17 protein-coding genes and 3 pseudogenes are annotated in these 22983 nt (G+C 60.8%); 12 read left to right on the top strand and 8 right to left on the bottom strand.

The genetic code is table 11. The features are described 5' to 3' along the window. Nucleotides 1–59: 59 nt before the first annotated feature. The 3 genes from dnaQ to VXM67_RS10820 are packed head-to-tail and all read right to left on the bottom strand — an operon-like array spanning nucleotide 60 to nucleotide 2119. Nucleotides 60–818 carry a DNA polymerase III subunit epsilon gene (gene dnaQ / locus VXM67_RS10830; RefSeq protein WP_104882681.1) on the bottom strand — a complete coding sequence of 253 codons (759 nt, stop codon included), beginning with the start codon at nucleotides 816–818 and terminating at the stop codon, nucleotides 60–62. Nucleotides 819–869: 51 nt separating this feature from the next. Beyond that, nucleotides 870–1316 carry a ribonuclease HI gene (gene rnhA / locus VXM67_RS10825; protein WP_023379742.1) on the bottom strand — a complete coding sequence of 149 codons (447 nt, stop codon included), beginning with the start codon at nucleotides 1314–1316 and terminating at the stop codon, nucleotides 870–872. A gap of 44 nt (nucleotides 1317–1360) precedes the next feature. Next, nucleotides 1361–2119, bottom strand: coding sequence for a class I SAM-dependent methyltransferase (locus tag VXM67_RS10820; protein ID WP_023379740.1), 759 nt, complete (start codon nucleotides 2117–2119; stop codon nucleotides 1361–1363). Between the two features lie 83 nt (nucleotides 2120–2202). Between VXM67_RS10820 and gloB the strand changes: the two genes are divergently transcribed. From gloB to VXM67_RS10785, 7 genes are all read left to right on the top strand, one after another. Further along, nucleotides 2203–2982, top strand: a complete 780-nt coding sequence (gloB, locus tag VXM67_RS10815) for a hydroxyacylglutathione hydrolase (protein ID WP_023379738.1) — start codon at nucleotides 2203–2205, stop codon at nucleotides 2980–2982. A 100-nt stretch (nucleotides 2983–3082) separates the two neighbouring features. After that, nucleotides 3083–4510 carry a transglycosylase SLT domain-containing protein gene (locus tag VXM67_RS10810; RefSeq protein ID WP_023379736.1) on the top strand — a complete coding sequence of 476 codons (1428 nt, stop codon included), beginning with the start codon at nucleotides 3083–3085 and terminating at the stop codon, nucleotides 4508–4510. 244 nt (nucleotides 4511–4754) lie between these two features. Continuing rightward, nucleotides 4755–6584, top strand: a complete 1830-nt coding sequence (locus tag VXM67_RS10805) for an extracellular solute-binding protein (protein WP_027907631.1) — start codon at nucleotides 4755–4757, stop codon at nucleotides 6582–6584. Further along, nucleotides 6581–8422 (top strand): extracellular solute-binding protein, encoded by a 1842-nt coding sequence (locus VXM67_RS10800; protein WP_027907632.1) that lies wholly within the window; start codon nucleotides 6581–6583, stop codon nucleotides 8420–8422. The genes VXM67_RS10805 and VXM67_RS10800 overlap by 4 nt, the downstream gene beginning before the upstream one ends. 1 nt (nucleotide 8423) lies before the next feature. Beyond that, nucleotides 8424–9497, top strand: a complete 1074-nt coding sequence (locus VXM67_RS10795) for a microcin C ABC transporter permease YejB (RefSeq protein ID WP_023379731.1) — start codon at nucleotides 8424–8426, stop codon at nucleotides 9495–9497. Nucleotide 9498: 1 nt separating this feature from the next. Next, nucleotides 9499–10518, top strand: coding sequence for an ABC transporter permease (locus tag VXM67_RS10790; protein ID WP_023379729.1), 1020 nt, complete (start codon nucleotides 9499–9501; stop codon nucleotides 10516–10518). Nucleotide 10519: 1 nt separating this feature from the next. Then, nucleotides 10520–12130 carry an ABC transporter ATP-binding protein gene (locus tag VXM67_RS10785; protein WP_023379728.1) on the top strand — a complete coding sequence of 537 codons (1611 nt, stop codon included), beginning with the start codon at nucleotides 10520–10522 and terminating at the stop codon, nucleotides 12128–12130. 140 nt (nucleotides 12131–12270) lie between these two features. On the opposite strand, the gene VXM67_RS10780 is transcribed toward VXM67_RS10785, so the two are convergent. From VXM67_RS10780 to VXM67_RS10760, 5 genes are all read right to left on the bottom strand, one after another. After that, complete coding sequence (locus VXM67_RS10780) at nucleotides 12271–12825, bottom strand: helix-turn-helix domain-containing protein (protein ID WP_023379726.1); 555 nt, start codon at nucleotides 12823–12825, stop codon at nucleotides 12271–12273. A 252-nt stretch (nucleotides 12826–13077) separates the two neighbouring features. Continuing rightward, the gene (locus VXM67_RS10775) at nucleotides 13078–14436 is read right to left on the bottom strand and encodes an aspartate aminotransferase family protein (protein ID WP_023379725.1); all 1359 of its coding nucleotides are present in this window, start codon (nucleotides 14434–14436) and stop codon (nucleotides 13078–13080) included. A gap of 70 nt (nucleotides 14437–14506) precedes the next feature. Then, complete coding sequence (locus VXM67_RS10770; RefSeq protein WP_023379724.1) at nucleotides 14507–15280, bottom strand: gamma-glutamyl-gamma-aminobutyrate hydrolase family protein; 774 nt, start codon at nucleotides 15278–15280, stop codon at nucleotides 14507–14509. A gap of 84 nt (nucleotides 15281–15364) precedes the next feature. Next, a complete protein-coding gene (locus VXM67_RS10765) occupies nucleotides 15365–16711 on the bottom strand; it encodes a glutamine synthetase family protein (RefSeq protein ID WP_027907633.1) in 1347 nt (448 codons plus the stop codon). 27 nt (nucleotides 16712–16738) lie between these two features. Then, a complete protein-coding gene (locus VXM67_RS10760; RefSeq protein WP_023379722.1) occupies nucleotides 16739–17293 on the bottom strand; it encodes a helix-turn-helix domain-containing protein in 555 nt (184 codons plus the stop codon). Between the two features lie 436 nt (nucleotides 17294–17729). Here VXM67_RS10760 and VXM67_RS10755 point away from each other — a divergent pair. The 5 genes and pseudogenes from VXM67_RS10755 to VXM67_RS10735 all read left to right on the top strand — a co-directional run. Next, a pseudogene (locus VXM67_RS10755) lies at nucleotides 17730–17948 on the top strand (type VI secretion system tip protein VgrG); the annotation flags it as partial. 159 nt (nucleotides 17949–18107) lie between these two features. Further along, a pseudogene (locus tag VXM67_RS10750) lies at nucleotides 18108–18869 on the top strand (RHS repeat-associated core domain-containing protein); the annotation flags it as partial. 395 nt (nucleotides 18870–19264) lie between these two features. Then, nucleotides 19265–19846, top strand: a complete 582-nt coding sequence (locus VXM67_RS10745; RefSeq protein WP_177429818.1) for a DUF1963 domain-containing protein — start codon at nucleotides 19265–19267, stop codon at nucleotides 19844–19846. 355 nt (nucleotides 19847–20201) lie between these two features. Next, nucleotides 20202–21743, top strand: a pseudogene (locus VXM67_RS10740) (RHS repeat protein); the annotation flags it as partial. An 82-nt stretch (nucleotides 21744–21825) separates the two neighbouring features. After that, nucleotides 21826–22974 carry a M14-type cytosolic carboxypeptidase gene (locus VXM67_RS10735; protein WP_023379716.1) on the top strand — a complete coding sequence of 383 codons (1149 nt, stop codon included), beginning with the start codon at nucleotides 21826–21828 and terminating at the stop codon, nucleotides 22972–22974. Nucleotides 22975–22983 lie beyond the last annotated feature (9 nt).

Below are 22983 nucleotides of genomic sequence, written 5' to 3'. Positions count from 1 at the left end.
ATCTGGGCAGCCCCTGCAGGCGCCGGCTTGCCGGCAATCAGCCCGGTACGGTCAGCGAATTACCCGGCAGGCGTTTCCGTCAATGCCTGCCACATCGCCGGCCCGCCCGCCGACTTGGCGATTGCCGCCAACCGCTCGGCATGGGCTTCCAGTTCCTCGGCAGTGGCCATGATCACCCGCCCCGGCGCGCGCCCGGTAATGCGGCGAATCTCGCTGCCAGCACCGCCCTGCCCCTGCTGATCGTTATCGCCACCATGGCCTGCCAGTGACAGGCTGGTTTGGCCACCCGTCATCGCCAGGTAGACGTCAGCCAGCAGTTCCGAGTCGAGCAAGGCGCCGTGCAATTCACGGCCTGAGTTGTCGATGTCGTAGCGTTTGCACAACGCATCGAGGCTGTTGCGCTGCCCTGGATGACGGGCACGGGCCAGCAACAGGGTGTCAAGGATGGTGCAGTGCTGGGAGATATCAGCGCGGTCGTGCTGCCCGAGCAAGGCGAATTCGTTGTTGATGAAGCCTACGTCGAACGCCGCGTTGTGGATGACCAGCGTGGCGCCCTGGATGAACTCGAAGAACTCCTCGGCCACATCGGCAAAACGCGGCTTGCCGACGAGGAAGGCATCGGTGATACCGTGAACGCCAATGGCGCCCTCGTCACTCTCGCGATCAGGTTGCAGATAGACGTGGAAGTGGCGCCCGGTCAGGCGCCGGCCGATGACCTCGACACAGCCGATCTCGATGATTCGATGGCCTTCGCTCACCGGCATGCCGGTGGTTTCGGTATCGAGAATGACCAGCCTGGTATCTTGCTGCTGCTCCACGCGGAGGGCTCCAACTTGCATCTATGACAAAGGGGCGGATTGTACCCCAGCTCAACCCTGGGTGCGCACTTCGTCGACGCCGCGGTTGGCCAATTGGTCGGCACGCTCGTTGCCGGGGTGGCCGATATGACCGCGCACCCACTTCCAGGTCACCTTGTGACGATTGACTTGCTCATCGAGCTGCTGCCAAAGGTCGGCGTTTTTCACCGGTTCCTTGGAAGCTGTCTTCCAGCCCCGTTTCTTCCAGTTGACCATCCACTCGTTGATGCCCTTCATGACGTACTGCGAGTCGGTGGTCAGCACCACCTCGCATTCGCGCTTGAGCGCCATCAGCCCCTGGATCGCGGCCATCAGTTCCATACGGTTGTTGGTGGTTTCGCGCTCGCCGCCCCACAGCTCTTTCTCGACGCCCTTGTAGATCATCAGGACGCCCCAGCCACCAGGGCCAGGATTACCCTTGCAGGCACCATCGGTGTAGATTTCGACGCTATCGCTCATGTACCACTCGTTTAAAATGCAGTGTGTCGGCCACGCGGGGCCTGTCAGGGCTCGTTGCGCTCGCGGTTGACCTTGGCCATCGGCAGTGGCAGCAACTTGCCCATGGGTTCGCGGCGTTGCTGACGCAGCGGCCGCAGGCCAACCACCATCTTGCGCGCCACCAGCAGGTACACCCCGCCACCGGCGCTCTGCCAGCCCCCGGCCACCCGTTCCCAGCCTGCCAGGCGTTGCTGCCAGGCGGGCGAGGCAAGCGGCGGACGATAGCACCCGAAGCGGCGTTTCTCCAGCGCGAAACCCAGCAGGTTGAGCCAGTCGCCCACTCGCGACGGCGAGATGCAGCGGGCCTTGCGCAGGGCGCCATGACTGAAGAGATGACGCACGCCCCAACTGCTCCAGGGGTTGATACCGACGATCAGCAGGTGCCCGCCGGGGCGCACGGCGCTGGCTGCCTCGCGCAGCAGCCCGTGGGGCGACAGGCAGAAATCCAGGCCATGTTGCAGCACCACCACGTCGGCGGCGTGCTCGCCGAGCGGCCAGGCCTGTTCTTCGCAGACGATCTCCACACCCGGCAGCGGCGCGCCGAGGCGAACGTTGCGCTGAACCTGCGGCGCACTGGGGGGCGCATCGGCGCAGGGGCCGTAGTGCACCAGGAAGCCGCCAAAAAAGCGCCCCAGTTCTTCTTCGAGCAGTTTGTCCTCTTCCTCGAGCATCAGTCGCCCGAGTGGCCCGTTGAACCAGTCACGGGCCAGGCTGATCAGCTCGACCCAGTCCGGGTCGGCCTGGGCAAAGGCTTGGTCGGTCATTGCGCTCTCCCTCGAAGGTTCTCGCACCGCGCCATCGCGGCTAAGATGCCCTCATGTGCCGCTTGGCGATTCGGATCCGCACCATGATACAGATCGATGCTCTCCCCGCTTTCTCCGACAACTACATCTGGTTGTTACAGGATACTGCCAAACGCCGTTGCGCGGTGGTCGATCCTGGTGACGCCGGCCCAGTGGAGGCCTGGCTGACCAGTCACCCAGGCTGGGTGCTGGAAGACATCCTGGTCACCCATCACCATAACGACCACGTTGGCGGTGTCGAGCGGCTCAAGCGCCTGACCGACGCCCGTGTCTGCGGCCCGGCCCACGAGCGTATTCCGTGCCGCGACCTGGCGCTGGACGAGGGCGACCAGCTGACCGTACTGGGCGTGACCTTCCAGGTGCTGGCCGTGCCCGGCCATACCCTCGGGCATATCGCCTACTTCAGCGACCAACCGTCAACCCCGCTGCTGTTCAGTGGCGACACACTGTTCGCCGCCGGCTGCGGCCGCATGTTCGAAGGGACCCCAGAACAGATGCAACCGGCCCTCGCCCGCCTGGCGGCCTTGCCCGAGCGTACCGAGGTCTACTGCGCCCACGAGTACACCCTGAGCAACCTGCGTTTCGCCAGGGCCGTGGAGCCCTCCAACCCGCACGTTCTGCAGCGTTTCGAGGACGTTACCCGGCTGCGCGCCGACAATCGCATCACCTTGCCATCAACTATCGGCCTGGAGCGGCTCACCAACCCCTTCCTGCGTACCGCTGAAACATTAGTTAAACAAAAAGCAGACGAATGGAAGGGACATTCAAACCCCACGCAGGTCACTGTTTTTGCTGCCTTGAGGTCTTGGAAGGACACCTTCTGATAACCTCAAGATATATCGCAAACCGTGGTCAACGGTTGACCCGGGAGGGACCGGTTTCTAGAATCGCCGAAATTTTTCGCCCGGAAACCTGTCCCAGCCGATGTCTTCCCGTAGCCGCAGAACCTCTCATTCCGTCGCCCTGACGCGCCTGGCCAAAATCAGTGCGCTGGCCCTGGCCGCCACCTTGGTGGGTTGCCAGAGCACCCGTCAGCTCGACGAATCCGACAGCGTTCGCGCGCACAACTACCAGGCTCGGATCAAGCACAAGCCTTCGCCACTGGCGGTCAAGCCTGCCGACCAGGCACCCCAGGATGTGTGGGAGCGCATGCGCCAGGGCTTCGCCCTGCAGGACAACATCGACGTCAACCCGCGCATCGAGCAGCAGCGCCTGTGGTTCGCCAGCAACCCGACCTTCCTCGAAAGCGCTGGCGAGCGAGGCAGCCTGTACCTGCACTACATCGTCGAGCGGCTCGAAGAACGCGACATGCCGCTGGAGCTGGCGCTGCTGCCTGCCATCGAAAGTGCCTACAACCCGATGGCCTACTCCCGCGCCCATGCCGTCGGCCTGTGGCAGTTCATCCCGTCCACCGGTCGCCACTTCAACCTGCGCCAGACCAACTTCTACGATGGCCGCCGCGACATCACCGCGTCCACCAACGCTGCACTGGACTACCTGACCCGCCTGCACGACATGTTCAACGGTGACTGGCTGCTGGCCCTTGCCGCCTACAATGCGGGTGAAGGCACGGTCAGCCGGGCTATCGAGCGGAACGAGAGGCTTGGCCTACCCACCGACTACTGGAACCTGCCGCTGCCACAGGAAACCCGCGACTACGTGCCCAAGCTACTGGCCCTGTCGCAGGTGGTGATGACGCCGGAGGCCTATGGCGTGAACCTGAACCCCATCGCCAACGAACCCTATTTCGAAGCCGTGGCGATCAACGATCGCCTCGACCTGTCACGGGTGGCCGCCTTTGCCAACATCGACGAAGACGAACTGATCCAGCTAAACCCGGCGTTCAAGAAGCGCATGACCGTCGATGGCCCCAAGCAACTGCTAGTGCCAACGGCCAAAGCGCAACTGCTGTCCGACAGCCTGAACAACCTCAAGCCAGAACAACTGGTCAGCCTGCAGCCGCGCAAGGCCGTGTTCGAGGCTGCGGTCGCCGAGGCCAAGGCTCCTGCGGCGCGCAGCTACCGGGTCAAGCGTGGCGACAACCTGGCCAGCATCGCCAAGGCCAACCGTGTTTCAGTGAAGGATATCCAGCGCTGGAACAAACTCCCGGGCAATCGCCTGCGTGCAGGCCAGGTACTGGCCCTGCGTGGTGGCAACGCGCCCAGCGCGGCGGGCAACCGTGTAGCGTCGTCGCAGAAGCGTTCCACCCAATACAAGGTGCGCAAAGGTGATTCGCTGTACCTGGTGGCCAAACGTTTCAACGTCGAGATGAAACACCTCAAGCGGTGGAACCCGCGCAGCGGGCATGCCCTCAAGCCAGGGCAGACCCTGACGGTTTACCTGTCGCACTGATGTGCATCGGGTTGCTTGGCAGCTTGTGGGCGCGGGTTAACCCGTGCGGCACGCGACGCGGTGCATGGCACCGGCTTCGCCGGTGATCGCCGGCAAGTCGGCGCCTACCGATAAACGCTGACTCGATGAATTGGCGGGCAATCGGCGGGAGCCGAACAGGCCTTCCGAGACACCCTTTTTCCAACCCCGCCAAGCTGTTACTGTAGCCCGACCAAAGCCCAACGCCTCTGGATCGGATGCCGAATTGATACGTCCCCTCCTGCTGTCACTCAGCCTGGCCTTGAGCTTTCCCGCAGTCGCGATGGTGAGCGAAAGCCACGGATACGCGCAGTTCGGCACGCTCAAGTACCCGGCCACATTCACCCATTTCGACTGGGTCAACCCGCAAGCGCCCAAAGGCGGCACGTTGCGGGCCATGGCATTTGGCACGTTCGACACGCTCAACCCCTACACCTTCAAGGGCTCCAGCCCGGTCACCACACCGAACTTCCTGCAATACGGCATTAGCGAGCTAAACGAACCGCTGATGATCGGTACCGGCCAGTACGACCCATCCGGTGATGAACCGACCTCCAGCTATGGCCTGATCGCCCGCTCGGTGGAATACAGCGAGGACCGCAGCTGGGTGGTATTCAACCTGCGTCCTGAAGCCCGATTCCACGACGGTCACCCGATCACTTCGGCAGACGTTGCGTTCTCCTACCGAACCCTGCTCAAGGAGGGCCACCCGATCTACCGCACCAATCTACAGGAAGTGCGGCGGGTGGATATTCTTGGGCCGCTGCGTATCCGCTTCGTGTTCAAGCGCACTGGCAACCCCTTGCTGATCCTGCGTTTGGGAGAAATGCCAGTGCTGCCTAAGCATTACTGGCAAAACCGCGACTTCAAGGCCACAACCTTCGAGCCGCCGCTGGGCAGCGGTCCATACCGCATCACCCAGGTGCAGCCAGGCCGCAGCCTGGTGTTCGAGCGTGTGAAGAATTACTGGGGCAAGGACCTGGCGGTCAACCGGGGCAAGTACAACTTCGACCGTGTCGAGTACGAGTTCTACCGCGACGCCACGGTGGCCTTCGAAGCCTTCAAGGCCGGCGAATTCGACATCTATATCGAGCACCAGGCCAAGAACTGGGCGAACGGCTACAACTTTCCGGCGGTGCGCCGGGGTGATGTGATCAAGGCGCAAATACCCCACCGCATTCCGACCCAGACCCAAGGGCTGTTCATGAACAGCCGCCGCGCCACCTTCAGCGATGCGCAGGTTCGTCAGGCCCTGGGCCTGATGCTCGATTTCGAGTGGACCAACCGCGCCCTGTTCAGCAGCGCCTACCGGCGTTCGACCAGTTACTACCCCAACAGCGAGTTCGCGGCGACCGGCCTGCCCACCGGCAAGGAATGGCTGCTGCTCGCACCGTTCCGCGACCAGTTGCCAGATAAGCTGTTCACCGAGCCCTACAAGGTCAGCCACACCGATGGCCGCGGTATCAACCGCCAGACCCTGCGCCAGGCCCTGGCCCTGTTCGCCCAAGCCGGCTGGAAGCTTGACGGCCAACGCCTGGTGAACAACAAAGGCCAGCAGTTGCGCATGGAACTGTTGCTGGTTAACCCCAACCTTGAACGCATCCTGCAACCTTATGTCGAAAACCTGGCGAGCATCGGTATCGACGCGCGCCTGCGCACCGTGGACCGGGCCCAGTACAAACAGCGCCTGGACCAGTTCGATTTCGACATGATCCTGATGACCCTGAACCAGACCCTCAGCCCTGGGCTCGAGCAATGGCTGTACTTCCACTCCAGCCAGGCGACCACCAAGGGCAGCAAGAACTATGCTGGGGTCAAGGACCCGGTGGTCGACCACCTGCTCGACACGTTGCTCGCCGCCCGTACCCGCGACGACCAGGTCGCCGCCGCCCGCGCCCTGGACCGTGTGCTTTCGTGGCATTACTACATGATTCCCAACTGGTATCTCGACAATCACCGCCTGGCGTACCGCAACCGGTTCGCTTTCGTCGCCACACCGCCCTATACACTGGGCTTGAACAGCTGGTGGCTCAAGACTTCGGAGAAAGCCCAATGATGCCAACGCATCGACTGCGCCGGCTGGCAGGCAGCCTGTGGCTCGCCTGCCTGAGCCTACCGGCATTGGCCGCGCCACAACATGCGCTTACCCTTTACGACGAAGCGCCCAAGTATCCGGCCGACTTCAAGCACTTCGACTACGTCAACCCGGACGCCCCCAAGGGCGGTACCTTCCGTCAGTCCAGCTTCGGCGGCTTCGACAGCCTCAACCCCTTCATCAACAAAGGGGTCGCCGCCGACAACATCAGCATCATCTACGACACGTTGATGCGCCAGAGCCTGGACGAGCCGTTCACCGAGTATGGCCTGGTGGCCGGCAAGATCGAAAAAGCCCCGGACAACAGCTGGGTGCGCTTCTACCTGCGCCCCGAAGCCCGCTTCCATGACGGCCACCCGATGCGGGCCGACGATGTGGTGTTCACCTTCAATGCCCTGACCAAGCAAGGGGCGCCGCTGTACCGGCAGTACTATGCCGACGTGGCCGAAGTGGTCGCCGAAGATCCGCTGCGGGTGCTGTTCAAGTTCAAGCACGGGAACAACCGTGAGCTGCCGCTGATTCTCGGCCAACTGCCAGTGCTGCCCAAGCACTGGTACGAGGGCCGCGACTTCACCCGCGGCAACCTGGAAATTCCGCTGGGCAGCGGCCCGTACAAGGTGGCCGAGGTCAAGGCTGGCCGTTCGATTCGCTACGAGCGGGTCAAGGACTACTGGGCCAAGGACCTGCCGATCAACCGAGGTTTCTACAACTTCGACGCCATGACCTTCGACGCTTTCCGCGACAACACCGTGGCCCTGGAAGCGCTCAAGGCCGGGCAATTCGACTACTGGCTGGAAATGAGCGCGAAGAACTGGGCCACCGCCTACAACGTACCGGCGGTACGTGAAGGTCGCTTGATTCGCGAAGAGCTGCCCAACGGCAACCCAACCGGTATGCAAGGCTTTATCTTCAACCTGCGCCGCCCGCTGTTCCAGGACGTACGCGTACGCGAAGCGCTGAGCCTGCTGCTGGACTACGAATGGACCAACAAACAGCTGTTCAACGGTGCCTACACCCGCACCGGCAGCTACTTCGAAAACTCCGAAATGGCCGCCCGTGGCCTACCCAGCGCCGATGAACTGAAGATTCTCGACCCTTTGCGCGGCAAGATCCCCGAGCAGGTCTTCACCGAGGCATTCCACAACCCGGTCAGCGATGCCAGCGGCGTGATCCGCGAGCAACAGCGCAAGGCATACCAGCTGCTGCAGGACGCCGGCTGGAAGATCGTCGACGACAAGATGGTCGATGCCCAGGGCAAGCCGGTGTCCATCGAGTTTCTGCTGGCACAGACCGAGTTCGAGCGTATCCTGCTGCCGTTCAAGCGCAACCTGGCCGACCTGGGCATCGACCTGAACATCCGCCGGGTCGACGTTTCCCAGTACATCAACCGCCTGCGCTCGCGCGACTTCGACATGATCGTCGGTGGTTTCCCGCAGTCCAACTCGCCCGGCAACGAGCAACGCGAGTACTGGACCAGCGCCGCCGCCGACAACCCCGGCAGCCGCAACTTCATCGGCCTGCGCGACCCGGCCATCGACCAACTGGTCGAGCAGTTGATCAACGCCGATTCGCGCCAGAGCCTGATCAACCATACCAAGGCACTGGACCGTGTATTGCTCTGGGGCTACTACGTGATCCCCAACTGGCACATCAAGACCTGGCGCGTGGCCTACTGGAACAACGTCGGCCACCCGAACGTGTCGCCCAAATACGACGTGGGCATCGACACCTGGTGGATCAAGCCCGAAGTCGCCCCGGCCACGCCGGATACAGCGGCCCCTGCCGATGAGGCCAACTGACATGCTGGCCTACATCCTGCGACGCCTGCTGCTGATCATTCCAACGCTGTTCGGCATCCTGATCATCAACTTCATCATCGTCCAGGCCGCCCCCGGTGGCCCGGTGGAACAAATGATCGCCAAGCTCGAAGGCTTCGAAGGCGCCACCAGCCGCATCGCCGGCGGTGGCGCGGAGGTCTCGGTGGCCGGTTCCAGCTACCGAGGGGCGCAAGGCCTTGACCCGGCGCTGGTCGCCGAGATCGAGCGGATGTACGGCTTCGACAAGTCGGCGCCGGAACGGTTGTGGATCATGATCAAGAACTACGCCCAACTGGATTTTGGGGAAAGCTTCTTCCGCGACGCCAAGGTCATCGACCTGATTGCAGAGAAGATGCCGGTGTCGATCTCGCTGGGGCTGTGGAGCACCCTGATCATGTACCTGGTGTCGATCCCCCTGGGGATCGCCAAGGCAGTGCGTCACGGCAGCCACTTCGACGTCTGGACCAGCTCGGCGATCATCGTCGGCTATGCCATTCCCGCGTTCCTGTTCGCCATTTTGCTGATCGTGCTGTTCGCCGGCGGCAGCTACTTCGACTGGTTCCCGCTCAGGGGCCTGACCTCGAACAACTTCGACGCGCTGTCCACCAGCGGCAAGATACTGGACTACTTCTGGCACCTGGTACTGCCGATTACCGCGCTGGTGATCGGCAACTTCGCCACCATGACCCTGCTGACCAAGAACAGTTTCCTCGACGAGATCAACAAACAGTATGTGATCACCGCCAAGGCCAAGGGCCTTAGCCGGTCGCGGGTGCTGTACGGCCATGTGTTCCGCAACGCCATGCTGCTGGTGATCGCCGGCTTCCCGTCGGCCTTCATCGGAATCTTCTTCACCGGCTCGCTGCTGATCGAGGTGATCTTCTCCCTCGATGGGCTGGGGCTGATGAGTTTCGAAGCGGCGATCAACCGCGATTACCCGGTGGTCTTCGGCACCCTGTTCATCTTCACCCTGCTGGGGCTGGTGGTGAAACTGATCGGCGACCTGACCTACACCCTGGTCGATCCACGCATCGACTTCGCCAGCCGGGAGCACTGACATGGCCCTGTCCCCTCTCAACCGTCGGCGCTTCGAGCGCTTCAAGGCCAACCGCCGGGGCTGGTGGTCATTGTGGCTGTTCATCATTCTGTTCGGCCTGAGCCTGGGTGCCGAACTGATCGCCAACGACAAACCCATCGCCGTGCGTTACGACGGCCAATGGTATTTCCCGGCGTTCAAGCGCTACCCAGAGACCACCTTTGGCGGCGAATTCCCGCTGGAGGCCAACTACAAGAGCCCGTATATCCGCGAGCTGTTGGCCAAGAAAGACAGCCTGGTGCTGTGGGCGCCGATTCCGTTCAGCTACCAGAGCATCAACTACGACCTAAAGGTCCCAGCCCCTGCGCCGCCTTCGGCCGACAACTGGCTGGGCACCGATGACCAGGGACGCGACGTGCTGGCCCGAGTGATCTACGGTTTCCGCGTTTCGGTGCTGTTCGCCCTGACGCTGACCGTGCTCAGCTCCATCGTCGGCGTCATTGCCGGCGCCTTGCAGGGCTACTACGGCGGCTGGGTCGACCTGGCCGGACAGCGCTTCCTGGAGGTCTGGTCGGGCTTGCCGGTGCTGTACTTGCTGATCATCCTGGCAAGTTTCGTTCAGCCCAATTTCTGGTGGCTGCTGGGGATCATGCTGCTGTTCTCCTGGATGAGCCTGGTGGACGTGGTCCGCGCCGAGTTCCTGCGCGGGCGTAACCTCGAATACGTGCGCGCCGCCCGTGCCCTGGGCATGCGCAATGGCGCGATCATGTACCGGCACATCCTGCCCAACGCGATGATTTCGACCATGACCTTCATGCCCTTCATCCTCACTGGCGCCATCGGCACCCTGACCGCCCTGGACTTCCTCGGCTTCGGCCTGCCGCCCGGCGCGCCTTCGCTGGGTGAGCTGGTGGCCCAGGGCAAATCCAACCTGCAGGCGCCCTGGCTGGGCATCAGCGCCTTCGCCGTACTGGCGGTGATGTTGAGCCTGCTGGTGTTCATCGGCGAGTCCGCCCGTGACGCCTTCGACCCGAGGAAATGACATGAGCGAAGACAACCTGATCGAAGTCCGTGACCTTGCGGTGGAGTTCGTCACCGGCGAGCAGGTCAACCGCGTGGTCGATGGCATCAGTTTCGACATCCGCAAGGGCGAGACCCTGGCCCTGGTCGGCGAGAGCGGTTCGGGCAAATCGGTGACCGCCCACTCGATCCTGCGCTTGCTGCCCTACCCCCTCGCACGCCACCCCGGCGGCAGCATCCGCTACGAGGGGAAGGACCTGTTGCATCAAAGCGAAAAGGCCATGCGCCACATTCGCGGCAACCGCATCGCGATGATCTTCCAGGAGCCAATGACCTCCTTGAACCCGCTTCACTGCATCGAGAAACAGATCAACGAGATCCTGCTGATACACAAGGGCCTGACGGGCAAGCAAGCCACCGCCCGCACCCTCGAACTGCTGGAAATGGTCGGTATTCCCGAGCCGAAGAAGCGTCTGAAGGCCTTGCCCCATGAACTGTCCGGCGGCCAGCGCCAACGGGTGATGATCGCCATGGCCCTGGCCAACGAGCCTGAACTGCTGATCGCCGACGAACCAACCACGGCACTGGACGTGACAGTTCAGCTGAAGATTCTTGAGCTGCTCAAGAAACTGCAGAAGCGCCTGGGCATGGCCCTGTTGTTGATCAGCCACGACCTCAACCTGGTGCGGCGCATCGCCCACCGCGTGTGCGTGATGCAACGCGGACAGATCGTCGAACAAGCCGACTGCAGCCAACTGTTCAGCGCACCGCAACACCCTTACACGCAGATGCTGATCAACGCCGAGCCGAGCGGTTTGCCTGCACATAACCCGGAGGGCGCGCCGCTACTGGAGGTGAAGGACCTCAAGGTCTGGTTCCCGATCAAAAAGGGGCTTCTGCGGCGCACGGTTGACCATGTGAAGGCGGTGGATGGCGTCAACTTCAGCCTGCCCCAGGGGCAGACGCTAGGGATCGTGGGTGAGTCCGGCTCCGGTAAATCGACATTGGGCTTGGCCATCCTGCGCTTGATTTCAAGCCAGGGGGCAATCCGGTTCCACGGGCAGAACCTGGAGCGCTTGAACCAGAAGGAAGTCAGGCCACTGCGGCGGGAAATGCAGGTGGTGTTCCAGGACCCCTTCGGCAGCCTGAGCCCGCGCATGTGCGTGGCGGACATCGTCGGCGAGGGTTTGCGTATCCACCGCATCGGCACTGCGCAGGAACAGGAAGCGGCGATTATCGCGGCACTGGAGGAAGTGGGGCTCGATCCGCGGACCCGTCACCGTTATCCCCATGAGTTTTCCGGAGGCCAACGTCAGCGGATCGCGATTGCCCGGGCCTTGGTGTTGAAGCCTGCACTGATCTTGCTGGACGAGCCAACTTCAGCGCTGGACCGGACCGTACAACGGCAGGTCGTGGAATTGCTGCGCAATCTGCAGAGCAAGTACAACCTTACCTACCTGTTCATCAGTCATGACCTGGCGGTGGTCAAGGCGCTGAGTCACCAGTTGATGGTGATCAAGCATGGACATGTGGTGGAACAAGGGGATGCGCAGACAATCTTCCATGCGCCGCAGCATGCCTATACGCGGCAGCTGCTGGAGGCGGCGTTCCTGGAAGTGGAAGCGGTCGGATAGGTTGCCCGCGAAAAACCAACTACTCGGGGATCAGGAGGCGTACCGCGTCTTCTGCTCGCCGAGCGTGTGGTTTCAGCGCACCCTGCAGAAGGTCACGAGCCTCGGCGAGCTGGCGAAAAAACAGTCTCACTGCGCGTGCCTCAATTGAAGACCCAAAGCACGCGGGTGGGTTTGTCCGTTAGGTTGGCGTAACGAAAACGTGCGTGGGATTGCAACTGAAAGCTGTCATTGGTGCGAAGCGTCACAGGCTCACCTTCGTCCAGCCAAACCGTCAACTCGCCTTCGAGCACGAAGCAGCCCTGCTCCGAACTGTCATCCAGGTATTCCTCCCCGCTGCTAGCCCCTGGTTCGAGGTGGCTGTCCAGCATGGAAAAAGCCCCGTTGATCGTGGGCGAGACCAGCACATCGGTAATACCACCGCCCAGATGCAGCGTACGACGGGCCTCAGGACGGGTTACCCAATCGAGCCCACGGGGTTTGTCCAGGTTGTAAAAGTACGCCGTCGACACACCGAGCGTTTCACTGATCGCCGTCAAGTCCGCCACGGTTGGACGCGACACGCCCCGTTCTACCTGGGAGAGAAAACCCACCGAACGGCCAATACGTTGAGCCAGCTCGCCCAGTGTCAGGCCTTTGAACTTGCGCAAGTCGCGAATGAGTACAGCCAGCTCTTCAATTTCTTCGTGAACTTTCATGCTTGAACCTTGAACGCAAGAACATCGCATGCCGTGATCTTCAATGGGCTCGACAACATGAAGGCGGGTTCACGAGTTTGTGCGAAGTAAACGTACGACCCAAGATCAAGCGCGGCTAAGCAACATAGAAATGATTGGCATGGAAAATACAGGAATGCCTTCACAAATCAAGCCCGCCACCGCGCTTGCTTCAAGGCAGTGAAGCGAGCCCCTCGGCGGGAACCGCTTGGCCCCTACCGAGACGCCCTACCCTCACTGAATGGCCTGGTAGGTCAGGTCCAGGCACTTGCGCGCCTTTTCCACCAGTTCGTCGATCTCTTCGATGCTGATGACCAGTGGCGGCGCGATGATCATGGTATCGCCCACGGCGCGCATGATCAGGCCATTGTCGAAACAGTGCTGGCGGCAGATCATGCCGACCCCTTGGCCTTCGTAGCGCGCCCGAGTGGCTTTGTCCTTCACCAGCTCGATCGCACCGAGCATGCCCAACCCGCGCACTTGGCCCACCAGCGGGTGGTCGGCCAACTCGCGCAGGCGCTTTTGCAGGTAGGGCGCGGTTTCTTCGCGGACCCGCTCGATGATCTTCTCGTCGCGCAGGATACGCAGGTTTTCCAGGCCTACCGCAGCCGCCACCGGGTGACCGGAGTAAGTGAAGCCATGGTTGAAGTCACCGCCTTCGCCGAGCACCTTGGCCACTTCGTCACGCACGATCACACCGCCCATGGGGATGTAGCCAGAGGTGAGGCCCTTGGCGATTGTCATCAGGTCGGGCTCAAGGCCATAGTAATCGGTACCGAACCACTGGCCGGTTCGACCGAAGCCGCAGATCACCTCGTCGGCGACGAACAGGATGTCGTACTTGGCCAGAATTTCCTTGACCTTCGGCCAGTAGGTCTGCGGCGGAATGATGACACCTCCGGCTCCCTGGATCGGCTCAGCGATGAAGGCGGCGACATTGTCCACGCCAACCTCAAGAATCTTCTGTTCCAGCTGCTCGGCCGCCCACACACCGAATTCGGCCTCGGTCATGTCGCCGCCTTCGCCAAACCAGTACGGCTGCGGGATGTGCACGATATCCGGAATCAGGCCGCCCTGCTGGTGCATGCCGCTCATGCCGCCCAGCCCCGCACCGGCCACGGTGGAGCCGTGGTAACCGTTGATGCGGCCAATGATGACCTTCTTGCTCTTCTTGCCCTTGATCGCCCAGTAGTGACGAACCATGCGCACCACGGTGTCGTTGCCCTCGGAACCGGAGCCGGTGAAGAACACATGGTTCATGCCTTGCGGGGCCACGTCGGCAATCGCCTTGGCCAGTTCCAACGCGGGTGGGTGCGCGGTCTGGAAGAACAAGTTGTAGTACGGCAGTTCCTTCATCTGCCGGCAGGCCACGTCGGCCAGCTCGTCACGACCGTAGCCGACCGCCACGCACCACAGGCCGGCCATGCCATCGAGGATCTTGTTGCCTTCGCTGTCCCACAGGTACACGCCCTTGGCCGAGGTAATGATACGCGGACCTTTCTCGGCAAGTTGTTTGACATCGCTGAAAGGTGCCAGGTGATGGTCACGACTCATCGCTTGCCAGGCAAGGGTCTGCGAATTCTTTTCACTCATCGACTTCTCTTCATCAATATACGCAGGCGGGCTGCGCGAATACTTTTCTATATGCGGGATCGGGCAGTTTTCAGGCGGACTTCAACATCAGTTGGCGCAGCACCGAACGTTGCCGGCAGGCTTTTCCAAACGACTGGAAGATCGTCAGGTAATGTGGGTTTTCCAGCACCTGAAACTCCGGGTGCCATTGCACGGCCAGGGCAAATCCCTTGCTGCCTTCCACCGAGATCGCTTCCACCAGGCCATCCGGTGCACGCGCTTCCACCCTTAACCCAGGCGCCAACACATCTATGCCCTGGCCATGTATGGAATTGACATCGATGATCGCCGGCAACCCCATGCGGTCCATCATGCCGCCTGGCTGTATATGCATCGTGTGGCGCGGGCCATATTGCTTTTCCATGGGTTCATCCTTGCCCTCGCGGTGGTCCATGAATGAACCCGTCTCATGAACTTTCTGATGTAAGGTGCCACCCAGCGCAACATTCATCTCTTGGAAGCCACGGCAAATGCCAAGTACCGGAACGCCTGCCGCGATGGCTGCACGCATGAGCGGTAAAGTCGTGGCGTCGCGCACAGGGTCGTGATGAGTTCCCGGTGCACTGGCTGGGCCGTTGTAATGGAAAGGTTCGATATTGGACGGCGAGCCGGTAAAGATCAGCCCATCCACCGTGTCGATTATGTCGGCGGTATCCATCAAGTCAGCGAGACTGGGAATCACGATTGGTAAACCACACGCCGCCTTGGCCGCAGCGCGCGCATACTTCTCGCTGATAATCTGGGTCGCATGCTGTTCAATCATGCGGGTGCATGCTGTGATGCCGATAACGGGCACACGTGGCATATCATCCTCCGGCAAATCAGTGTTGGGAGTTATATTCAAACTTGTTGAATAGAGGGTGCAGCGTCATGACTTGGCTATTGGCACTTACAAGAACCAGCGATATTCGCGAGCACTGATGTCATTGAGAAAATCCAGTTGCTCCTGGTATTTGTTTTCGCAGTAGACCATCACGAACTCACTGCCTAGCCCCTCGTTGACCACCGGATGGTGGCGCATGGCGGCTATTGCGCTCAGGGCATCCTTGGGAAAGTCGATACCGCTCTTGCGGTTGTCGTTCAGTGGCGCAATGGGTTCGATGCCGCGATCCAGGCCATGCTCCATCCCAGTCAGGATGGCCGCCAGCACCAGGTACGGATTGGCATCGGCGCCGGCGAGCCGGTGTTCGATACGCACGTTGCGCGAGTCGGACTCGGGAATGCGAATGCAGGCGTCGCGGTCTTCGAAGCCCCAGCTCGCAACGCTGGCAGCGTTGACCATGGCCCCGTAGCGGCGGTAGGCATTATGGTTGGGTGCGAAGATCGGCATGCAATGGGGAAGCAGCTCCAGGCACCCGGCCACCGCATGGCGCAAGTTGCGCTGTTCGCGACCGGCGAGGATGTTGTTGCCAGCGTCGTCGTACAGACTCACATGCACATGCATCCCGCTGCCCGGGGCGTCCAGGTATGGCTTGCTCATGAAGCTTGCACGATAGCCATGCTTCATCGCGACACCGCGAGTGCTGCGGCAGAACAGCGCCGACCAGTCCGCCGCGCTCAGCGCATCGTCGCTGTGGGAGAAGTTGATTTCGAACTGGCCAGGGCCAAGCTCCGCCGTGATGACGTTTGCCGGCACGCCCTGCTCGTTAGCGACATCGACCATCTCATGCAGTACGGACGAAAATCGCGACAACCGTTCGATATGCATGTTCGGCTGATCATCTTCATCGTCAGTCGCGGTATCGCGCGGGAACCGCGGCAGGCCGTCCTTGAGCTTGCGATCGAACAGGTAGAACTCAAGCTCGAAGGCCACGACCGGGCGGATGCCGCGCTTGGCAAGACGTTCGACCACACGGGCCAGCACTTCACGGGGCTCGAACTCGATAGGATTTGCAGTGCCGTCCGAAGTCATCAGCATCTGTGCGATCACTTCCTTTTCCCAGCGCACCGGTCTCAACGTCCCAGGCACCAGGCGCCGTGCTGCATCCGGGTCTCCATCGGCAAAGCAGTAGTCTCCAATCGGGTAGAGGCCACCCTGGGTGCCCAGCAGTACACAATTCTGCGGCACCTTCAGCGGGGCGCCGGCTGCGACTTTCTCGAGCATGTCCATTGGGTATCGCTTGCCATAAAAGTGCCCGGGAATATCCAGTGCAATCAGGTCGACATACCGTACTTCTGGGTGTTCCGCTCGGAACGAGCGCACTTCAGTCAACAGATCCGGAAAGATGAGACTCATCTTCTTATCCTTGTGATGTGAACGAATTCAATTGAATACCCAAAGCACGCGGGTGGGCTTGTCCGTCAGATTGGCGTAACGCAAGTGCGCGTGGGGTTGCAGCTGGAAGCTGTCGTTTGCCTGGAGTGTCACGGCGTCGCTGTCGTCCAACCACACCGTCAGGTCCCCCTCGAGCACGAAGCAGCCCTGTTCCGAACGGTCGCTCAGGTACTGCTCGCCACTGGTCGCACCCGGCTCGAGAAGGCTGTCGAGCATGGAGAAGGCGCCAGCGATAGTGGGCGAAGCGAGCACATCGGTAATGCCCGAGCCGAAGTACAACGTGCGTCGCTCATGAGGGCGAGTCACCCAACTGACGGCGCGAGGCTTGCTCAGGTTATAGAAGTATGCGGTGGAAACGCCGAGCGCTTCGCTGATTGCGGTAAGGTCCGCCACGGTGGGACGGGTAGCACCCTGCTCGACCTGGGAAAGGTAGCCCACCGAACGATCAGCGCGCTCAGCCAGTTCGCTCAACGACAGGTTCTTGAATTTGCGCAGGTCGTGAATAAGGATCGCCAGGGCCTCAACCTCTTCGTGCATCTTCATCGCTTAGAACCACCGTGAATTTTTTAGACTTATTTTTCATGAAAAAATACATGAAAAAATTCACGAGTCAAGCGACGTGTCATTTTCTGGCCAAGGGCAAGCCCACTCCAATCCTGTAGGAGCCGGCTTGCCGGCAAGAAGCCCGACACTGATGCGCAGTGCAACCTTTGCCGCAAAGCTCAACAGGCATCGCAGAGAGAATGCCGAGCAAGTGCGACGTTTAGCCCTTCCACCCGCTGTAGTCCCAATCCTACGAGTCGTGTCGACCCGCGTCTGACATACCTGGGAATCCCTTTCCCGTAGTGTTTCCAGTAATTGCCACGGCGCAGGCTTCGCGCCTAACCAGCCCATTTCCCGGACTTCGGTTCCGTTCCCTGCCGTGTTCGCGCGACGGACAGCAGTCGTTTTCGCTACGTTTTCCCAAAGGAGGACAGGGATGTTTGCCGCCGCGAACCAGACCCATTTCAGCTTGCACATCGACGGCCTGGAGCACGATTTCCAGGTCCTCGCCTTCGACGGCACGGAAGCCATCAGCCAACCCTACGCCATCGACCTCGAGCTGGTCAGCGAGCGCCCCTCGCTGGACCTGGAACGCCTGCTGCACAAACCCGCCTTCCTCCAGCTCGACGACAGCGGCCGTGGCCTGCACGGCCTGAGCCCTCCCGCCAACCCGGCCAAGCGCCCGCTGGGCAGTGAGGTGCTGGCATGAGTGGCGAAACCAAGCAACGCGAAGCGCAAGTCGCGGTCGCCCCACTCAACACCATCGACGCCAAGGACGTGGGCCGCGGCGCCGCCGCCTTCGACGCCTGGCCTGACCTGGGACCTGTTCGACCGTCTGGTCCGCTTCGACGATGGCAAGCTCAGCGTCGCGTACAGCTACGACGCGCTGGGCCGTCGCCTGCACAAACACTCGACCGCGCATCACTACGACGATCCCCGTGCGGGCAGTGGCTGGAACCAGATGCAACGCGCCAAGCGCCAGCGCGAACTGGGTTGCGGTTACACCCTGTACGGCTGGGATGGCGACAACCTCGCCTGGGAAAGCTCGCCACCGCAGGACGAAGGCGAAACCGGGCGGACCGTGCACTACCTGTACGAACCGGACAGCTTCGTGCCCGTTGCGCAGGCGCTGCGCAAGGCACCGATTCGCCTGTTACGGCAGCCGGACTGGCGTGGACGCGAATACGACATCGACCAGGACCCGCTGTGGCAGCACGAAGTGAAGCCGCAGCCGATCGATGCGATTGCCTGGTATCAGTGCGATCACCTCGGTACGCCGATGGAGCTGACCGACCACCACGGAGAGGTGGCGTGGGCGGGGCAGTACAAGGCGTGGGGTGACGTGCGCGAGGTGCGCTCGGAGTGGGCCAAGCAGGTTGGGATGAGCAACCCGATTCGCTTCCAGGGGCAGTACCACGATCATGAGACCGGGCTGCATTACAACCGGTATCGGTACTATGATCCGAGGGTTGGGCGGTTTGTGAGCCAGGACCCGATCAGCTACGGTGGAGGGTTGAATCTTTTTGAGTACGCACCGAACCCCATCGGTTGGCGCGACATGCTCGGGCTTGCAAGAGATTGCCAGCTTGGAACTTACGGGAGTTTAACCAGCAAACCCAATAGAGGAGACAAGTTGGATGCCCATGAGTTTGTGAGGAATGAGTTGCTGGAGCAAATGCGTCTGACGCCTGAGGGGGTTAGAAATAAAGCGAATCCTTCAATTGCCATACCAAAAACCATGCATCAGCAAGTTCACAGAAATGAGAACAAGCTTGCTGCTGAGCACTTAGGGCTTGGCCGGGATGAGTTTCAATATGATACAAACGGACGTCCTAGTAGGCCTCAGATGGATATTTGGCAGGGAGCGTTGCGAACATCAGGCCTGCCGGCCTCTCGAGCCCGGCAGTTAAGGCAGGAAGCGGAGCAGTTCTTGTCGAACTGTCCTTGTACGATTTGATTTGGAGGTGTGGGATGTTTAATGAATTGACTTTTGAAGAGGGCGAATTTGATCTGCGTAAACCTTATCTAGGCGGTGGGGCGCACCTACCAGGCTCCATAAGCTGGCCTTTAGACCGTCAAGGCAACCCTAAGCTCCACTTAGCGTGTTTTCCGCTTTCCTTTTTGGCTGAATACAGTGATGTCAAGCTGGATGGTGCTAAGTTGGCCTCTGTATTTGTACCCTACTCTAAAATGAGTGATGACTATATTGATGAGGTCATGGAGGAAGGAGGAGATGTGTTGATTTATTCTCCGGGCGCGCAGCCAATTTATGGCTATGGTACGGATTTTTTACCGCCAAGATTGATTTCTGTTGTCAAAAATCAAGGCGAAGACAGTAATGAAAATGGGATCGCAAAGATTGGTGGGACTCCATGCTGGCTCCAGGATGAAGAATTTACGCCAGGAATGAGCTATGTCCTACAGATTAATAGCTCCCGCTTGAATAAAGCGGTTCCTTCACATAAGGGAATTCTTGTAGGTGGTATAGGGACACTGCTACTCGGGAGGCTAGATGGCGAAGTGCAAGGTAGATTTATAGTTCAAACGACTTGATGTTTATTTAATCGGGCTTTGGTGATGTCGGATTATAAGGTCTCCCATTCTGGTGTCGCTGGAGTCAATGCGCCCCTTTATATGAATTTAATGCGTGAAGGGGCTGCGCTACCGAGGGATCCTTGGCAAGGGTTTTGGTCATAACATCACGTCAGAATGTATAGCGCAATTCTGTTTTCGACAGATCTATATGTGAGGAATTACGCAAAAAAAGATAGGCTACAATATATTTAGCGGACTTCTTGAAGTCTATCACTATGCATTTGCACGAAAAAGCAATGTGCTTTTTTGGGTGGTGATTTTAAGAGTGTTCGGGAGTACATTGATCTTTCTCGTTTCCGCAGGACTTTAGGCCAAGAGTACCTGGTACTACTACGATATCCAGGGCCATCTGTATCGCATCCGCTACCCGGACGAACGCTCCGAGTGGCTGTTCCGCGATGAGCGCAAGAAGCTCCTGCGCCACGTGCACGCCGATGGCAGCGAAGACCGCTACGACTACGACGATCAAGGCAGCGTCATTCGCCATATCCGTGCCGACCACAGCAAGACGCACTTTGCCTACGACGACCGTCGTCACCCGATCAAGATCCGCGACGCAGAAGGCGGCCTGTGGCTGCGTGATTACGACCGGAAAGGCAACCTGGTCGAAACCACCGACCCGCTGGGCAACAAGACCGAATTCGCCTACACGCCTTCGGGCCTGGTGAAGGCGATCAAGGATGCCAACGGCAACGAGAAGAAGCTGGCGTACAACGCGGCGGACCAGCTGATCGAGTACACCGACTGCTCGGGCAAGACCAGTCAATGGGAGTACGACGACGTCGGTCGTCTGGTGCTGTTCACCGATGCGGCGGGCAACAAGACCACCTACGCGTACAAGGCCGGTCAGCTGGCGAAAGTCACCCACCCCGACAACACCGAAGAGCGATTCGAACGCGATGCCGAAGGCCGCCTGTTGGCCCACGTCGACGCGCTGGACCGCTGCACCACCTGGTCCTACGACGCGGCCGGCAAACTGGTCGAACGGGTCGACGCCAACGAGCACAGCTTGCGCTATCGCTGGGACAAGCTGGGCCGCCTGATCGGGCTGGAGAACGAGAACGACAGCAAGGCCACGTTCCTGTACGACCCGGTCGGTCGCCTGCTGGAAGAAAAGGGCTTCGATGGTTTGGTCACCCGCTACCAGTACGACCCGGACAGCGGTCGACTGGCCAGCACCCAGGTCGGTCAGCGTCTTACCCAGGTGTCCTTCGACGCCGTGGGAAGGATCGTTTCCCGAGTCGCCCGCCAGGGCGACCAGCGCCAGGAAGAAACCTTTGCCTACGACGGCAACGGCAAGCTGATCCAGGCCGTCAATGCCGACAGCAAGCTGCAATGGTTCCATGACGAAGCGGGCAACCTCACTCGCGAGCATCAGTACTACCTCAAGACCGCTGTGCCGATGGTCGCGGTGTGGAGGCACGAGTACGACGCGCTGAACCTGCGCACGGCGACGATTCGCCCCGATGGCCATAAGGTCAGCACGCTCACCTACGGCAGCGGTCACGTGCTGGGCATGACCCTTGACCAGCATGAGCTGCTGGCCTACGAGCGCGATGCTCTGCACCGTGAGGTGGTCCGGCATCAGGGCAACCAGCTGATGCAGACCCAGGCGTGGGACCCGGCAGGTCGCCAGCAGGAGCAATGGCTGGGTAGCCACGACGGCAAGTCCACGTTGCTCAAGCGCCAGTATCAATACGATGCCGTCGGCCAGCTGACCGACATCCACGACACCCGCCGTGGTCACCTGGCCTATCAGTACGACCCGGTGGGCCGCCTGCTGCAAGCCACCAGTCGCCAGGGAGTCCCGACCTTCGCCTTCGACCCGGCCGGCAACCTGCTGGGCCAGAAGACCTAGGAACTCAACCTAAACGCTGGTGCACGCCGAGCCCCAAGGCGGTGTACAGTACCCCCACGAAAATCCCAGGAGCCTGACAATGACCGCAACGCTGTCCCCCCTGAAAATCGACTGCGATTTCGATTCCGGCAACATCCAGGTACTGGATGCCAGCAACCCGAGCCGGGTGCACCTGGCCATCCGCCCGGACACGCACAGCGGCCATTTCCAGTGGTTCCACTTCAAGGTCAGCGGTCTCACGCCCGGCCAGGTCCATCGCTTCAGCCTGGACAACGCTTCGCAGTCTTCCTACAAGAACGCCTGGAGTGGCTACAACGCGGTGGCGTCCTACGACCAGCAATCCTGGTTCCGGGTCCCCAGCCAGTTCGATGGCAAGGCCCTGTCATTCGAAGTGAAGGCCGAACAGGAGCAGATCTGGTTCGCTTATTTCGAGCCCTACCCCCGCGCCCGTCACAACCAGCTGATCGAACGCGCCCGGCAGATTCCGGGAGTCGAGCTGCTGGCTAGCGGCCGCAGCGTGCAGGGCCGCGATATTCCGTTGCTGCGCGCAGGCGATGGCGCTGCAAACAAACGCAAGTTGTGGCTGATCGCCCAGCAACATCCGGGCGAGCACATGGCCGAGTGGTTCATGGAGGGTGTGATCGACCGCCTGCAAGCCAACGACGCGGTGGTGCAGCAACTGCTGGCCAAGGCAGACCTGTACCTGATCCCGAACATGAACCCCGACGGCGCCGTCCTCGGCCACCTGCGTACCAACTTCAAGGGCAAGGACCTCAACCGGGCCTGGCAAGACGCCAGCGTCGAGCTCAGCCCAGAAGTGTTCTTCGCCCAGGCGCAGATGAAACAGTACGGCGTGGATGCGTTCATCGACGTGCATGGCGATGAGGAAATTCCGCATGTGTTCACCGCCGCCTGTGAAGGCAACCCAGGGTACACGCCGCGGCTGGCGAAGCTGGAGGCGCAGTTCCGCAGCACGCTGTGCAGGGTGACGCCAGACTTTCAGACCGAATATGGCTATACCCGTGACGAACCGGGGCAGGCCAATACGACCCTGGCGTGCAATGCGGTGGGCATGGCCCATGACTGCCTGTCGCTGACCCTGGAGATGCCGTTCAAGGATCATGACGATGCGCCCAACCCTGAGACCGGATGGTCGGGGGCGCGGTCGAAAGCGTTGGCCGGGGCAGTGTTGGAGACATTGTCGAAGATGGTCGATGATTTGCGTTGAGGTTGTCGG

The sequence above is a fragment of the Pseudomonas sp. Rh2 genome, from assembly GCF_040762985.1.
Taxonomy (GTDB): domain Bacteria; phylum Pseudomonadota; class Gammaproteobacteria; order Pseudomonadales; family Pseudomonadaceae; genus Aquipseudomonas; species Aquipseudomonas taiwanensis.
Note: the sequence above shows the minus strand (reverse complement) of the source record. Positions and strands in the feature narration are given on the sequence as shown.